A 15701-nucleotide genomic window follows, 5' to 3' on the forward strand; every position below is an offset into this window, starting at 1 on the left:
ACGCCAACGCCCGCACGCCGCAAGGCGGCTGGGTGCGCGATCTCCTGACCGGGGCATCGCGCGAGGAGGAAGTCGCCAGGCCGGCAGCGCCCGCGGAAGCACCGCGCGCAACTCCCGCCCAGCGCTCGCCGCTGCATGTCATGGAGTCGCTCAACTCGCTCTCGGTCGATATTGCCCGGGCGATCGACCACGACGCCTCGATCGAGCTGTGGAACCGCTACCGGCGCGGCGAGCGTGACGTGTTCACGCGCCGCCTCTACACGCTCAAGGGCCAGCAGACCTTTGACGAAATCCGCCGCAAATATCAGGCCGAGGCGGAGTTCCGCGCCGCCGTCGACCGCTACTGCGACGATTTCGAGAAGCTGCTCAAGGACGTCTCGCGCAACGACCGCGACAACATCATGGCGCAGACCTACCTGACGTCGGACACCGGCAAGGTCTACACCATGCTGGCCCATGCGAGCGGCCGTTTGCACTAGCTACGATTGCTGCATCAAAATGAAAAGGCGGGAAATTTCCCGCCTTTTTCGTTTGTCATGGATCGAACAATGACGCTCAGGCTGCCCTTGCTGGCGCGATGGGCTGCAAGCTATGCCTCCAGCATGAGGAAATACGGTCGCACCTTTCATCTGCCGATATCGGTCGGAGCCACCAGCGACGACAAGGTCATGGCGTCGCTTGAAGGACTAAGGGTGGCTGATCTTGTGGTCACCGAGAAGATGGATGGAGAGAACACAACCCTTCATCGCGATGGCTCTCACGCGCGCAGTCCCGATAGCCGTTATCATCCATCCCGAGACTGGCTGAAGGCATTTGCAGCAAATGTTTCACCGCTACTTGCTGACGATGAACGGATTGTCGGCGAGAACCTCTATGCCCGACATTCGGCTGCGTATGATGCGCTGCCGTCATTTTTTCTTGGCTTTGCATGGATCATCGGGACCGAGATTCAACCGTGGGATTTGACCCTGGCCCGGTTTGAGGAACTGGGCATCACTCCTGTTCCCACGCTCTATCGTGGGCCTTTCAGCCCCAACCTCTTCGATAATCTGGCTGCGTCCCTGGATAAGGCCAAGCAAGAAGGCTTTGTGGCTAGGGTTGCCGAAGCATTTGCTGAGGCAGACATGCCCATTCGCATGGGCAAATATGTACGGGCAGGACATGTCCAGAGTGAAACCCACTGGATGAAGGCAGAACTGGTCACCAACCGTCTGGCAGGCGGCTAAGATTCCTGGGTCTCAAGCGCCTCGCCGGGTTCGCTCAGATCACCGAGTCCGTCCAGCTCACGATATCCTTCGCCGCCTCGCCGAAGGCGCTGTCGAGCGCGCTGACATAGGCCGGATTGCCGCTGCCCGAGACGGGAGCGGATGCGGTGAAGCTCTTCGAGGCGCGCACCTCGCCGTTGCGGTCGTTCAGGATGCGCACGAAGAGATTGACCTCGGCATGCTCGCCACCATTGACGCGGACTTCGAAGGAGCGGATCTCGACGATCACCTGGTAGTCGATCGCCAGCCCCTCGCCCGGCTTGCCGACGCCGGCAAAGCTTCCGGAGCGCTGGAAGGTTTCGGCGAGCCTCGCCTGCACGATCAGCGGCAGCCGGTCGGCCCATTGCGCGCCCTTGAGATACTGGATCGAGCGATCTGACGGCTTGATGACGATGTTCTGGCTGTCCAGCGCCTTGAGCGCGGAGGGCTGGGCGATCAGGATCTGGCGGCGGCTGTGGCCATGGGCGTCGATTGACGGGGCGGACAGCTCGAACGTATCGAGTGGCGCCGGCTTGCCTCCCAATGCCGCGCAACCAGCCAGCGTCAGGCCAAGCAAAACGACTGCCGATCTATACCCACCCAACCCGAACGTCACGCGTGATCCCCACTGTCCCCGGATCGTATGATGAATCCGCGTCCGCGGTCCATGTAATTGCTGCGGGCGGGCACGGAAGTCAACGCCGTGCCCTGCCATCGAACTGCCGGACCTCGCCGTCGCCGCCCGACAGGATGCGCTGCGGGTTGCGGCTGAGATCGGTCACCGCCTCTTCGATGCGGCTGATCGAACGCCGGCTGTCCTGGACCAGCGCCTCGACATTCGACAGGCCCTGGCCCGAGAAGCGCGCAATATTGTCGGTGATCGTGCCAAGCCGGGCGTTCAGCGTGTCGGCGACCTGCTTGAACGACTTCAGCGTGTCCCTGGCATCGGCCATGACGCCGTCGGCCTGGCCCGAACCGAGCAGCGTATCGACCCTTTTCAGGATGCCGTCGACGCGCACCGAGGCATCGTTGAGGCGCGACGCAAGCTGTTTGGCGTCCTTGATCGTCTCGTCGATGTCGTCGGCCCGGTCGGCGAACTTGTCGGTCACCTTGGCGATGTCGGCGGCGGCCTTGTTGGCGTTTTCGCTGGCCTTCTGAATGTTGGCGAGCGCCACGCGCACTTGTGCCGGATCGATGCCGTCGAGCACATTGTCGACCTTTGCCAGCGTGCCTTGCGTGCGCTTGGCGAAATCGTTGACCGAGCCGACCGCGGTATCGACGTTCTTGATCACGCCATCGAGCTGTCCGCTGGTCTCCTTCAAATTGGCCGTGACGGCGTCCACATTGGCGACGATGCTCTTGATCTTGTCCTTGTCGACGGCATTGAGCAGGCCTTCGGCAGCCTTCAGTGTGCCGTCGAGCTTGCCGGAAACACCCTTCAACTCGTCCGACAGCGCGCTGACGGCGGTCAGGAACTTGTCGATGCCGTCGGCATTCCTGGCCAGCGCATCGGAAAATGTCTGGGCGTTCTTGACGGTCTGGGTCAGCGGCCCGCGCACATCCCTGGTGAAACCTTCGAGTTCGGAAAGCACCTTGTCGGCACGGGTGAAGATATTCTGCGCCGTCTGCAGCAGGTTGGTGACCGCCGATGGATTGGCGACGATCTCGGCGGTCCTGCCTTCCTTTGCCGCCTCTTCCAGCAGGTTCGGTTCCTTGGGATCGGCGCCCTTCAATTCGATGTTGACCTGGCCGGCAAGGCTGGCGATGCCGATATCGGCCTGCGTCGATTTGGTGAGCGGCGTTGTCTGGTCGATCTCGGTCGTAGCAATGGCGGCATTGGGGTCATTGCGGTCGAAATAGACGCGCTTGACCACCCCGACCTTGACGCCGTTGAACAGCACCAGACTGCCGGGGCCGAGGCCGGAGGCCGAACCCTGAATACGCACGCGCAGCTCCGCCGTCTCGCCGCGATCACCGATCTGGGCGGTCCAATAGACGAACCCGAACGCCGCCAGGATTGCAGCTAGGGTGAAAATGCCGACAATTACGTAATTGGCTCTGGTTTCCATTGCCCCACTTATGTCTATGCGCGCGCGGCAAGATCAAGTTGCCGAGCGCGTTTTCCGCGGAAATAGGATTTGACCCACGGTTCTTCGCTTTTCAGCATGTCGTCGATCGTGCCTTCGACCAGGATTTTCTTGTTGCCGAGCACCGCCACGCGGTCGCAAGCGGTAAACAGCGTGTCGAGATCGTGCGTCACCATATAGACCGTCAGATCCATCGTATCGCGCAGCTTGACCACCAGTTCGTCGAATTCGGACGCGCTGATCGGGTCGAGGCCGGAAGTCGGCTCGTCGAGGAAGACGATGTCGGGGTCGAGCGCCAGCGCCCGCGCCAGGGCGGCGCGCTTGATCATGCCGCCCGAAAGCTCCGAGGGAAATTTTTGCGCGGCGTCCGGCGGCAGGCCGACCAGTTCGATCTTGAGCAAGGCCAGTTCGTCCATCAGTTTCTTCGGCAGATCGAGATATTCGCGCATCGGCACCTGCACGTTTTCCTGCACGGTCAACGCCGAAAACAGGGCGCCGTGCTGGAAAAGCACGCCAAGGCGCATGTCGATGCGCAATCGTTCGATGTCGCTGGCCTTTTCGAGGTCGAGGCCAAACAGCTTGATCGTGCCGGACTGTTTGTGCAGCAGGCCGAGAATCGTGCGCAGCAGCACCGATTTGCCGGCGCCCGAGGCGCCGACGAAACCGAGGATTTCGCCGCGCTTGATGTCGAGCGCCAGTTTGTCGAGGATCAGCTTGTCGTCCAGGGCAAGGGTGATATCGCGCACCGACAGCACGATATCGTCTTCTTCCATTCCCTGCACAGCCTTGGTCGCCTTTGAGTTTCTGCGCATCATGTCAGAACTCGATCGATGCGTAGAAGATGGCAAAAAGGCCATCGAGGATGATGACGACGAAGATCGACTTCACCACCGAGGCAGTGACGTGCAGACCCAGCGATTCGGCGCTGCCGCCGACCTTCATGCCTTCTACGGAAGCAATGGTGCCGATGATCATGGCCATGAACGGCGCCTTGATCAGCCCGGCGAAGATGGTGCTGATATCGATCGCGCCGCGCAGCCGGTCGATGAAGGCCGTCGGCGCAATACCGGAATAAAGCCAGGCGGCGAGGATGCCGCCGCCAAGGGCGGCAAAATTGGCGACGATGGTGAGACAGGGCAGCGCGATCACCAGCGCCACCAGGCGCGGAAACACCAGCACGCCGATCGGGTTGAGGCCGATGACCTTCAGCGCGTCGACCTCCTCGCGCATCTTCATCGAGCCGATCTCGGCGGTGATGGCGCTGCCGGAGCGGCCGGCGATCATGATGGCGGTCATCAGCACGCCGAGTTCGCGCAGGATCAGCACGCCGACCAGATCGACAACGAAAATGTTGGCGCCGAAATAATTGAGCTGGTAGGCGCCCTGCTGGGCGACGATGGCGCCGACGATCGCCGACATCAGCACCACCACGGGGATGGCGCCGACCCCCATGCGATCGATCTGGTTGAAGATCGCCGCCGGATTGATGGCATGGCCGCGCCCGAGCTTCATCTGGGCGCCGCCGATGGTGGCGCCGAGGATGTTCATCGAGGCGAGGAAATCGTCGCGCATCTCATAGATGCGGCGGCCGACCGCCTCCAGCCCGCGGAGGATGATGTTGGGGCGCCGGACGCCGCGCGATTCGGGCTCGCGCCGGACAGCTTCGCCAACGGCGCCGAGCAGGATCGAGGCGACATCGCTTTGCCCCTGCATCTTGATCTCGACACCCTTCTTTTCGAAGACACTGACCAGGCGATCGATCAGCCAGGCGCCGGCGGTGTCTATCTTCTCGATGTGGGAAAGATCCAAAGCGAGCGTCTGGAAGCCTTTGCGCTGCTCGATCTTGCGCATCTCGGCGTCGATCAGCGCCACTGTCGTCGTCGTCCAGATGCCGGAGAAAGCGCAGCCGAGGACGCCGCCCTCCTCGCCGACCGCAACGCGGGGCTGGTGGTCGGCCTCCTTGGCGGCGTTGCCGCTTGCGTCGCGTTTGCCGATGGTCAACATGGCGTCCTGTTTAGCCTGACGGGTCGTACCTGTCGATTTGCCGACGACGCGTTGTCGCATAGCCGGAGCAGAAAATTATGGCGCGTGTCATTTCGGTTGAGGCCGAGCGTTTTCCCATTGCCGGCACCTTCACCATCTCGCGCGGGTCGAAGACCGAAGCCGAAGTCATTACCTGCACGATCAGCGATGGGGACAATCGCGGATGGGGCGAATGCGTCCCCTACAAGCGCTATGGCGAGACCATGGAGGGGGTGCGCGACGCCATCAAGGCCATGCGCCGGCAGATAGAAGGCGGCATCAGCCACAAGGAACTGCTTGATGCGATGCCGGCGGGTGCTGCCCGCAACGCCATCGATTGCGCCTTTTGGGACCTGGAGGCCAAGATCAGCGGCGTTGCGGTCGCGGACGCCATCCACGCTGTGCCCTTGTCGGCGCTGGAGACGGCCTACACGCTGTCGCTAGGCGAGCCGGAGGCAATGGCGGCGCAAGCCCGCGCCAATGCCGGGCGGCCGCTGCTCAAGGTCAAGATCGGCGGCGACAACGACTTGGCCCGCATCCGCGCCGTGACCGAAGCGGCGCCCGACAGCCGCATCATCCTCGACGCCAATGAAGGCTGGACCGATGCCAACATCATCGAGAATCTCGCTTTCGCCGGCGAACATGGGATAGCCCTGATCGAACAGCCGCTTCCCGCCGGCCATGATGCCATCCTGCGCCACATCGCGCATCCGGTGCCGATCTGCGCAGACGAAAGCGTCCACGAGGCGAAGGACCTCGAAGCGCTTGTCGGCCTCTATGACGCCGTCAACATCAAGCTCGACAAATCCGGCGGTCTGACCGCCGCCCTTACCCTCCGCAACCGCGCCCGGGAGCTGGGATTCGGCGTGATGGTCGGCTGCATGGTCGGCACGTCGCTGGCGATGGCGCCGGCAGTGCTTTTGGCGCAAGGCGCCGACTTCGTCGACCTCGACGGTCCGCTGCTGCTTGCCCGCGACCGCCAGCCCGGCCTCGTGTACCAGGGGTCGCTGGTGTTACCGCCTGACAGGATGCTGTGGGGCTGAACGCGCGGCGAGCCCGATCAGCGCCAGGCCGATGATGGCGATCGGGATCATCGCCAGGAAGCCGTCGACGCCGTAGCGCTCATAAAGCGGGCCGGACGCCAGCGTCACCGCCGCCATGAAGAAGCCGTTGAAGAAATAGGCAATGCCTTGCGCCGCACCCGTGCGTTCTTCCGAAACCGTTTCGCCGATCATCTTCTGCAGGCCGATCAACACCATCGCCACCGACACCGAATGCAGGGTCTGGACGCCGAAGAAACCGGCAACGCCAAGCCCGAGTGGCCAGATCAACGGAAAGGCGATCCAGCGCACGATGGAGCCGACGCCGGCGATCAGCATCACCTTGACGACTGAGACGGAGGCAAAAATACGGTTGAAAAACACGAACATGCAGACCTCGGCCACCACGCCCCAGGCCCACAGCAGGCCAACGACGGAATCGCTGATGCCGACCGATTTCCAGTAGATTGAGACAAAGCCGTAGAGGAAGGCATGGCTGGCGGTGATGATGCCGACGCCGAGGGTGAAATACAGGAAATACGGATTGAGAAGGCTCGACGCCTGATGCTGGATGTCGGCGGCCGAAAGCGGCGAAGCGCGGCGCGGGCGGCCAAGCCGCGGCGCCAGCAATCCGGCGACGAGCGCGGCAGACAGCGCCGCAAAGATGATTACCGGCACGGCCTGCGGGCTCGTCCAGGCCAGGATAAAGCCGCCTGCGACGTTGGCGCAGAGATAGGAGATCGAGCCCCATTTGCGCATCGCGGTGTAGTTCGAGCCGAAGCGGCGCACGCCCGACAGCGCGAGCGAATCGGCGATCGGCGAATGCGGCGTCCACACCACCGTCAGCGCCAGCGATACGGCAAGCACCGCCGCATAGGTGGGAGTGAGGAAATAGCCGGCGGAAAGCACCATCGTCGCGGCCACCAGCGCAATATAGACATCGGCCCTGTCCTTCGCCCGGTCCGCCAGCGCGGTCAGCAGCGGCGTCGTCACCACGCGCAGGAACATCGGCGCCGCCAGGATGATGGCGATCTGCTCGGCGTGGAAACCCTGGGCATGCAGCCACAGCGGGAAATAAGGCACATGCGTTCCCAGCGACACGAATAATGTCGCGAAGATCAGACTCATGCGCAGTTCGAAATGGCGCGGCTTGACGAGTTGTTCGGGCGAGAGCGGCGGCAGCGACATGAATCGATCCAATTACGCTGCACAAAGGGCTGCAACGCAGATCGATCCCTTAACATGCGCGAAAGCGGTCCGAAACTGCCTGGGCCAGTCGATTAACAGGAGGGTTATGCCGCTTCGACGACCCTGTCTTCGATCAGCAAGGGGATGAGCGGCTCGTCCGGTGCTTCGGGCAGCACCAGCGCCCAGTGGATGATCTCCATCTTGCCGTCGAAATGTTCGACCACCGCCGTGCAGCTCTCCACCCAGTCGCCAGTGTTGATGTACTGCACATCCTCATAAGTCTCGATCGCGGCGTGATGGATGTGGCCGCAGATGACGCCGTCGACATGCGAGCGGCGGGCCTCCTCGGTCAGCACCGTCTGGAACGAGCCGATGAAGTTCACCGCCTTCTTGACCTTGACCTTGGCCCAGGACGAGAACGACCAGTAGGGAAGGCCGAGCATATGGCGGAGCCTCGTCACCACGCGGTTGACCACCATCGCGGCGTCATAGGCGTAGTCGCCGAGGTAGGCCAGCCAGCGTGCATTGTGGACGACGGTATCGAACTGGTCGCCGTGGATGACCAGCAGGCGCCTGCCATCGGCGGTTTCGTGGATGGCGCGGTCGGCAACGACGATGCCGCCGAAATGCACGCCTTGGAACTGGCGCGCGAATTCGTCGTGATTACCGGCGATATAGGTGATCGAGGTGCCCTTGCGCGCCTTGCGCAGCAGTTTCTGGACGACGTCATTGTGGCTCTGCGGCCAATGCCAGCTGCGCCGCAGCCGCCAGCCGTCGACGATGTCACCGACGAGATAGATGATATGGGCGTCGTGATACCGCAGGAAATCGATCAGGAACTCGGCCTTGGCCGCCTTCGATCCGAGATGCAGGTCGGATATGAACATGCTGCGGAAAGTGCGGGTTTCTGTACCGGACATCAGATCGTCACCGTTGCTTTCGCGCAGGCTATGCCCCGATTCATGCAACAACCGTATGACGGTTGCGATTGGGCCAGCCAAAGGGCTAGCGTGCCGCGCCATTCACAGGAGAAAATCGTCATGGATCTGGGCATCAAGGGCAAGAAGGCCATCGTCTGCGCATCGAGCAAAGGGCTGGGCCGCGGCTGCGCCATGGCGCTGGCCGAGGCCGGCTGCGATCTCGTCGTCAACGGCCGCAATGCCGAGCTGCTGGCAAAAACCGCAGCCGAACTGCGCGAACGCTACGGCGTGAAGGTGACCGAGATCGTCGGCGACGTCTCGAAACCCGACGTGCAGCACGCGCTCCTTGCCGCCTGCCCCGACCCGGATATCCTGGTCAACAACAATGGCGGCCCGCCCTTGCGCGATTTCCGCGAGCTCGACCGCGCAAAGATTCTCGAAGGCGTGACGCAGAACATGGTGACGCCGATCGAACTGGTGCAGGCCGTGATCGACGGCATGGCCAAGCGCGGCTTCGGCCGCATCGTCAACATCACCTCGCTGTCGGTCTACGTCCCGATCCCCGGCCTCGATCTGTCGTCCGGCGCGCGCGCCGGGCTGACTTCGTTCCTGGCCGGCGTGGCGCGCACGGTGGTCGACCGCAACGTCACCATCAACAGCCTGCTGCCGGGCAAGCTCGACACCGACCGGCTGCGCGGCCCGCATGAGGCCGGCACGATGGAAGACCCGGCAGCGGCCGCAGCGCGCAAGACCCGCATCAGCGCCGACGTTCCGGCCAAGCGGCTCGGCACGCCGGAAGAGTTCGGCCAGATCTGCGCCTTTCTGTGCTCGGTCCATGCCGGCTATCTCACCGGTCAGAACATCCCGGTCGATGGCGGCCTCTATGTCAGCGCGTTCTAAAGGGCTCAGTGCATCCTCAGCAGGATTTCCGCGCAACCGATTGAAATAATTCGGTCTTTTCGGCCCCGGTTGTTTTAGCCGCCCTTGCGTCATTTGGCGTCGCGAAAAACCATTTTTGCGTGCTAAAAGGCTGCAAAGCAGGTTTGAGGGAGCGGCCGCATGGAAGGCGAGAACAAGAAAACGGCACGTTCGGACCTCGACGAAGCCGCCCTCTACTTCCACAAGCATCCAAGGCCGGGAAAGCTTGAGATTCAGGCAACCAAGCCGCTCGGCAACCAGCGCGATCTGGCGCTGGCCTATTCGCCGGGTGTTGCCGCGCCCTGTCTTGAAATCCGCGACAATCCGGCGACCGCCGCCGACTATACGGCGCGCGCCAATCTGGTCGGCGTCGTCTCCAATGGCTCGGCCGTTCTCGGCCTCGGCAATATCGGCCCGCTCGCCTCCAAGCCGGTGATGGAAGGCAAGGCGGTGCTGTTCAAGAAATTCGCCGGCATCGACGTCTTCGACATCGAGATCGACGCGCCGGGCATAGAGCGCATGGTCGAGACGATCTCGGCGCTGGAACCGACATTCGGTGGCATCAATCTCGAGGACATCAAGGCGCCCGAATGCTTCGAGGTGGAGGCGCAGTTGAAGGCCCGCATGGGCATTCCCGTCTTCCATGACGACCAGCATGGCACCGCCATCATCGTCGCCGCCGCGGTGCTCAACGGGCTGGAATTCGCCGGCAAGGCCATTTCCGACATCAAGATCGTCACCTCAGGCGCCGGTGCGGCAGCGCTCGCCTGCCTCAACCTGTTGGTCTCGCTTGGCGCCAAGGTAGAGAACATCTGGGTCACCGACCGCTTCGGCGTCGCCTACAAGGGCCGCACCGACGAGATGGACCGCTGGAAAGACCCCTATGTGAAGGATACCGAGGCGCGCACGCTGGCCGATGTGATCCCGGGCGCCGACGTCTTCCTCGGCCTATCGGCCGCCGGCGTGCTGAAGCCGGAACTGTTGCGGCATATGGCGCCGAAGCCGCTGATCCTGGCGCTGGCCAACCCCAATCCGGAGATCATGCCGGAGGCGGCGCGGGCGGCGCGGCCGGACGCCATGATCTGCACCGGGCGTTCCGATTTTCCCAATCAGGTCAATAACGTACTGTGTTTTCCTTACATCTTCCGCGGTGCGCTGGACTGCGGCGCCAGCGCCATTAACGAGGAGATGAAGATGGCGGCGGTCAGGGCGATCGCCGCCCTTGCCCGCGAAGAGCCTTCGGATGTCGCCGCGCGCGCCTATTCCGGCGAGACGCCGATCTTCGGGCCCGATTTCCTGATCCCCTCGCCCTTCGATCCGCGCCTCATCCTGCGCATCGCGCCGGCGGTGGCCAAGGCCGCCTGCGACACCGGCGTCGCGACACGGCCGATCACCGACTTCGCCGCCTATATCGACCAGCTCAACCGCTTCGTCTTCCGCTCCGGCCTGGTGATGAAGCCGGTGTTTTCGTCGGCCAAGGCGTCGACCGCCAAGCGCGTCATCTATGCCGACGGCGAGGACGAGCGCGTGCTGCGCGCAGCCCAGGTGGTGCTGGAGGAAGGCATTGCCGAGCCGATCCTGATCGGCCGCCCGCATGTCATCGAGGTCAGGCTGAAGCGCTACGGCCTGCGTATCAAGCCGGGCGTCGATTTCGGCCTGATCAACCCGGAAGACGATCCGCGCTACCGCCATTATGTCGACCTGTTGATCGAGCTTGCCGGCCGGCGCGGCGTGACGACGGAGGCCGCGCGCACCATGGTGCGCACCGACAATACGGTGATTGCGGCACTGGCGCTGAAGCGCGGCGATGCCGACGCCATGATCTGCGGCCTCGAGGGCCGTTTCGAGCGGCATCTGCGCAATGTGACGCTGGTCATCGGACCACGCGCGGGCGTCAAGGACCGCGACCTGTCGACGCTGTCGATGCTGATCTCGCAACGCGGCATCATCTTCCTCACCGACACCCATGTCTCGGTCGACCCCACGGCCGAGGAGATCGCCGAAATGACCATATTGGCGGCGGAGGAAATCCAGCGCTTCGGCATCGAGCCGAAGGCGGCGCTGCTGTCGCATTCGGATTTCGGCTCGCGCGATTCTCCCAGCGCGCTGAAGATGCGGCAGGCAGCGGCGATCCTGGCGCGCGTTGCGCCCGACCTGCAATGCGACGGCGAGATGCATGCCGATTCAGCCCTGTCGGAGCATCTGCGCCAGCGCGTCTATCCGCATTCGCGGCTGAAGGGCGAAGCCAATCTCCTGGTGTTCCCCAACCTCGACTCCGCCAACATCACGCTGACCGCGCTGCGCACGATGATGGACGCGCTGCATGTCGGGCCGATCCTGCTTGGCACCGACAAGCCGGCGCATATTTTGACGCCGTCGGTGACGTCGCGCGGCGTCGTCAACATGACGGCGCTGGCAGTGGTCGAGGCGGCGCACAAGGCGCAGGCGGTGGTTCATTTCAACTGACGCCGTCAGGCAGGCACGAAACGGTAATGCCCGGTCTGCTTGAAGGCAAACAGCGTGTCCTCCTCGCGGGCGCCCGACCTGATATTGTGGATGACCAGCGCTCGTTCCGGAACGTCCGCCGACCGTTCGGATGAGACGATGACGATGTGCGGCAGGTTGCCGGGCAGCATCTGGGTGACGACATCGCCCGGCTGAAAGTCGGGAGGATACTCGCTGGCGGGCAAGGAAACTCCCTTGCGCCCGAAAAAAGCGGCAAGATTGCCGACCCGTCGGTGGTCGATGTTTCGATCGGTCGCTTTCAGACCCCAGGTCTTGGGATAGGCGGCGAAATTGGCCGCCATATCCTCATGCACCAGCTTCTGCAGGTCGAGCTCGAAGGCGCGGCGATAGGCGCGCACGACGACGTCCGTGCACACGCCTCGATCCGGCGCGACATCGCCGCCGGGATAGTCGAGGCGGACATAGGCCGGGTCGTAGAAGGTGGTGACGCCGATCTGCTCACGCGCGGCTTCGACCAATTTGCTGCGCCAGTCCGGAGCGGCTGGATTTCCCTGCGCCCGGGCGGCGGGCGCCGCCAGGCACAACAGACCGAACTGCAGCGCAGTTCGGCGGCTAATCGCGATCATGCCAGCTCCCCGGGGCATTGCTGGATCGTGGGATATTCCGGGGCGATTGCGCCTTTTTCATGCAGCGGTGAGACCGCACAGTTGCCGCCCTATCCAAACGCCTCCTGCAACGCGTCTATGGGCTAAGACCATCTTTGGTTGTAGATTGAGGGAACGGTTAACTGCGAATCCGGTAGACAGGCAGGCAAGCGGGGTTTCGGGCAATGACGGGCGGACGATGGAGGCTGAAGCATCTGGCTGCGCTGCTCGGCGCGCTTGTGCTTTCGGCCGTCGCCACCACTGAACCGCAGGCCGCCTCCCGCGTTTGCCGTCAACTGGAAGCCGAGCTTGCTTCTTCATCGAATGGCGGCGGCAATTCCAGCATGGTGCGGAAGTATGACAAGGCCATCTCCCGCCAGTTCGAACAGCTATCAAAGATGCGCGGTCGTGCGAGCGATGCGAATTGCGGGTTTTCGCTGTTTTCGCGCAATGTCAGCCAATGTGCTGCGCTGAACAGCAGCATCGATCGCATGAACGCCAATCTCGATGCGTTGCAAGCCAAGCGCGCGCAGCTTGCCGGCGGCGGCTCGCGGCGCGACCGCGGCCGCATCCTGGCCGCGCTCGACGCCAATGGCTGCCGTGACGAGCCCGCGCCGCGCCGGGAGCCGCTGCAGGAAGCNATCCTGGCCGCGCTCGACGCCAATGGCTGCCGTGACGAGCCCGCGCCGCGCCGGGAGCCGCTGCAGGAAGCCAGCCGCGAACCCGACGACGGCGATCTGTTCGACCAGCTTTTCGGCGGCGACCGGCAGATCGACACGCTCGATCAGCCCGATGATCCCGGCGAGGAGCGCAATGTGCGCCGGGTGCTCAATCAGCCCGGCGTGCCGGATTTCCCGACGGTCGGCGGCGAGTTCCATACGAGCTGCGTGCGTACCTGCGACGGCTATTTCTTCCCGATGTCGAACTCGGCTTCGCTCGGCGATTTCGAGCGCGACCAGAAGAATTGCGAATCGAGCTGCCCCGGCACCGAAATGCAGGTGTTCTATTCGCGCGGCATGGAAGACGATTCGGCCAACATGACGTCGTCGGTGACCGGGAGGCCCTACAGCGAGTTGCCTACCGCTTATCTCTACAAACAACCCAACCAGTCGCGGCCGCAGGCATGTGGCTGCAACGCGCAGGCCGGAAATTTCGAGATCATCGGCGGTAACCCGCCACCGCCCGAGCAGTTTCAGCCCGATATTGAGACCACGCCGTTCATTCCGGTGCCGGCGGCCAAACCCGATCCAGGCGCGGATCCGGAGACGCTGGCGAACGTACAAGGCGGGCTCGACCGCGCCGCCATCAAGCGCCTTGCCGTCAAGCCGGTGGTGTCGCCGGTGTCGCTGATCCCGCCGGACCAGCGCAAGGTCAGGGTCGTCGGGCCAGCGTTCCTTCCCGACCCAGCAGCGGCAATAGATCTGCAAGCTCCGGCCCGGAAGCAAGTCCGGTAAGCGCCAGCCTGAGCGGCATGAACAACGCCTTGCCCTTGCGGCCGCTGGCTTCCCTGATCCTGGCCGTCCAGTCTTTCCAGACCGTACCGGTCCACGGCTCTTCCGGCAACAGGTCGAAGGCCTGCTGCAGGAAGTCGCGATCCTCGTCGGAAAATTCCGGCGCGGGCTGCGGGCCGTCGGCAAGGATGCGCCACCAGCCGACCGCGTCGCTCAGCCGGTCGAGATTGCCGCGCACCGCCAGCCAGAACGGCTCGGCCTTGTCGCCGGAGATGCCGAGCACGATCAGCCGATCCCGCGCCTCGGAAAACGGCATGTGGTGCATGAGCGCACGATTGAGCACGAACAGCTCGTCCGGGTCGAATTTGGCCGCCGATTTCGACGTGGCGGCGGGATCGAAGCGCGCGGCCAGTGCCGGCATGTCATGCACCGCCGCGACATTTTCCGAGGTGCCGACAAGGACGGCCAGCGAAGCCACAGCCATCGGCTCGATGCCCTCCTCGCGCAGGCTTTCGATCGACAGCGCACCGCTGCGCTTCGACAGGCCCTCGCCCGAGCCCGTGGTCAAGAGATTGTGGTGGCCGAAGACAGGCGGCTCGGCGCCCAATGCCTTGAACAGCGCGATCTGCACGCCGGTGTTGGTGACGTGGTCGTCGCCGCGAATGACATGAGTGACCCCCATCTTGATGTCGTCGACGACCGAAGGCAGCGTGTAGAGATAAGTGCCGTCCTCGCGCCGCAGCACCGGATCGGACAGTGAGGCCAGATCGACGGTTTCCTCGCCGCGCACCAGATCGTTCCAGTGGATTTCGGTGCGTTCGGGCTGCAGCGGATCGCTGGTGAAATTCGGCAGCAGAAAGCGCCAGTGCGGCCGGCGGCCATCGGAGCGGTATTCGGCGATCTGCTGCTGCGAAAGCGCCAGCGCCTCGCGGCCATAGACCGGCGGCAGGCCGCGCGTGCGGCGCACCTTGCGGCGCAGGTCGAGTTCTTCGGGGGTTTCGTAGCAGGGATAAACAACGCCGGCCCTTTGCAGCCGCTCCACTGCCGCGTCGTAAATTTCGAAGCGCCGCGACTGGTATTCGGTGGCATCGGGGAAAATCCCCAGCCAGTGCAGGTCGTAGAGGATGGCGTCGGAAAATTCCTGCCTCGAGCGGGCAATGTCTGTGTCGTCGAAGCGCTGGATGAAACGGCCCTTGTTGTTCATGGCAAACAGCCAGTTGAACAAGGCGGTGCGGGCATTGCCGATATGAATGCGGCCGGTTGGTGAGGGGGCAAAACGGACGGTAACTGTCATGGGCGGGGCGTAACGGATGCTCTTGGAATTGACAAGACGCGCCCCCGCGCGACGCCAAAGACATAATGCACGCCAGCTAAAATGAAAAGGCTGTGAGCCAGAATCCGGCCGGGCCTGTCTCGGGTGAACCGCTCACCAGCGGTCCACGCCGGCAGAATCGGGCTTTCCTCAGCCGCTTTTTGTCCCCGTTATCCACATATGTGACACACAAGATGTTGGGGTCACAAAAGCTACGCAAACGAATCCTTGACGACGCAAACCGAGTCGCCTTTTATGTGCCATGTGCTCTTGTTGAGGGCGCGACCGGAGAGTTTCGAGCCCGGTCATTTTTCCCGGATTTTGTGCGTTTTGGCCATGATTTCCGCCTGTTTACGAGGCTGGCGGAAGCGTTGGATCGTGGGGGCTTCGGGAGCGAAAAGGGAGATTT

14 protein-coding genes are annotated in these 15701 nt (G+C 63.3%); 6 read left to right on the forward strand and 8 right to left on the reverse strand.

Annotated features, from left to right (window positions below; all coding sequences use genetic code 11):
* Together X726_RS01000000166770 and X726_RS158975 are read left to right on the forward strand one after the other, a co-directional pair.
* Positions 1 to 479, forward strand: a 479-nt coding sequence (locus X726_RS01000000166770) for a hypothetical protein (RefSeq protein ID WP_033001780.1), incomplete at its 5' end; no start/stop codon positions are given.
* 69 nt (positions 480 to 548) lie between these two features.
* Positions 549 to 1226 (forward strand): RNA ligase family protein, encoded by a 678-nt coding sequence (locus X726_RS158975; RefSeq protein ID WP_245272085.1) that lies wholly within the window; start codon positions 549 to 551, stop codon positions 1224 to 1226.
* A gap of 34 nt (positions 1227 to 1260) precedes the next feature.
* Here X726_RS158975 and X726_RS158970 read toward each other — a convergent pair whose 3' ends face one another.
* From X726_RS158970 to X726_RS158955, 4 genes are read right to left on the reverse strand one after another with little or no spacing between them, the layout of a single operon-like run.
* On the reverse strand, positions 1261 to 1959 hold the full coding sequence (locus X726_RS158970) for an ABC-type transport auxiliary lipoprotein family protein (protein WP_023669034.1): 699 nt from the start codon (positions 1957 to 1959) through the stop codon (positions 1261 to 1263).
* Positions 1940 to 3313, reverse strand: a complete 1374-nt coding sequence (locus X726_RS158965; RefSeq protein ID WP_023669035.1) for an MlaD family protein — start codon at positions 3311 to 3313, stop codon at positions 1940 to 1942. Before X726_RS158965 ends, X726_RS158970 begins: the two co-directional genes overlap by 20 nt.
* Before the next feature lie 14 nt (positions 3314 to 3327).
* A complete protein-coding gene (locus X726_RS158960; protein ID WP_198037296.1) occupies positions 3328 to 4143 on the reverse strand; it encodes an ABC transporter ATP-binding protein in 816 nt (271 codons plus the stop codon).
* A gap of 4 nt (positions 4144 to 4147) precedes the next feature.
* Positions 4148 to 5335: an ABC transporter permease gene (locus X726_RS158955; RefSeq protein WP_023669037.1), complete on the reverse strand. Its 1188-nt coding sequence runs from the start codon at positions 5333 to 5335 to the stop codon at positions 4148 to 4150.
* A 77-nt stretch (positions 5336 to 5412) separates the two neighbouring features.
* Between X726_RS158955 and dgcA the strand changes: the two genes are divergently transcribed.
* A complete protein-coding gene (dgcA, locus tag X726_RS158950) occupies positions 5413 to 6396 on the forward strand; it encodes an N-acetyl-D-Glu racemase DgcA (protein WP_023669038.1) in 984 nt (327 codons plus the stop codon).
* Here the strand turns inward: dgcA and X726_RS158945 are convergent.
* Both X726_RS158945 and X726_RS158940 read right to left on the reverse strand, forming a co-directional pair.
* A complete protein-coding gene (locus tag X726_RS158945; protein WP_023669039.1) occupies positions 6367 to 7581 on the reverse strand; it encodes an MFS transporter in 1215 nt (404 codons plus the stop codon). The two genes, dgcA and X726_RS158945, sit on opposite strands and share 30 nt — an antisense overlap.
* A gap of 104 nt (positions 7582 to 7685) precedes the next feature.
* On the reverse strand, positions 7686 to 8501 hold the full coding sequence (locus tag X726_RS158940; protein ID WP_023669040.1) for a UDP-2,3-diacylglucosamine diphosphatase: 816 nt from the start codon (positions 8499 to 8501) through the stop codon (positions 7686 to 7688).
* Between the two features lie 120 nt (positions 8502 to 8621).
* Between X726_RS158940 and X726_RS0134815 the strand changes: the two genes are divergently transcribed.
* Positions 8622 to 9401 (forward strand): SDR family oxidoreductase, encoded by a 780-nt coding sequence (locus X726_RS0134815; RefSeq protein WP_031214781.1) that lies wholly within the window; start codon positions 8622 to 8624, stop codon positions 9399 to 9401.
* Positions 9402 to 9560: 159 nt separating this feature from the next.
* Positions 9561 to 11885 carry an NADP-dependent malic enzyme gene (locus tag X726_RS158935; RefSeq protein ID WP_023669041.1) on the forward strand — a complete coding sequence of 775 codons (2325 nt, stop codon included), beginning with the start codon at positions 9561 to 9563 and terminating at the stop codon, positions 11883 to 11885.
* A gap of 5 nt (positions 11886 to 11890) precedes the next feature.
* On the opposite strand, the gene X726_RS158930 is transcribed toward X726_RS158935, so the two are convergent.
* The gene (locus X726_RS158930; protein WP_023669042.1) at positions 11891 to 12511 is read right to left on the reverse strand and encodes a DUF1287 domain-containing protein; all 621 of its coding nucleotides are present in this window, start codon (positions 12509 to 12511) and stop codon (positions 11891 to 11893) included.
* Between the two features lie 203 nt (positions 12512 to 12714).
* Between X726_RS158930 and X726_RS158925 the strand changes: the two genes are divergently transcribed.
* The gene (locus X726_RS158925; RefSeq protein WP_023669043.1) at positions 12715 to 13983 is read left to right on the forward strand and encodes a DUF2865 domain-containing protein; all 1269 of its coding nucleotides are present in this window, start codon (positions 12715 to 12717) and stop codon (positions 13981 to 13983) included.
* Here X726_RS158925 and gltX read toward each other — a convergent pair.
* Positions 13901 to 15274: a glutamate--tRNA ligase gene (gltX, locus tag X726_RS158920; protein ID WP_023669044.1), complete on the reverse strand. Its 1374-nt coding sequence runs from the start codon at positions 15272 to 15274 to the stop codon at positions 13901 to 13903. The genes X726_RS158925 and gltX overlap by 83 nt on opposite strands.
* Positions 15275 to 15701 lie beyond the last annotated feature (427 nt).

The organism is Mesorhizobium sp. LSJC285A00, from assembly GCF_000503155.1.
Lineage (GTDB): Bacteria > Pseudomonadota > Alphaproteobacteria > Rhizobiales > Rhizobiaceae > Mesorhizobium.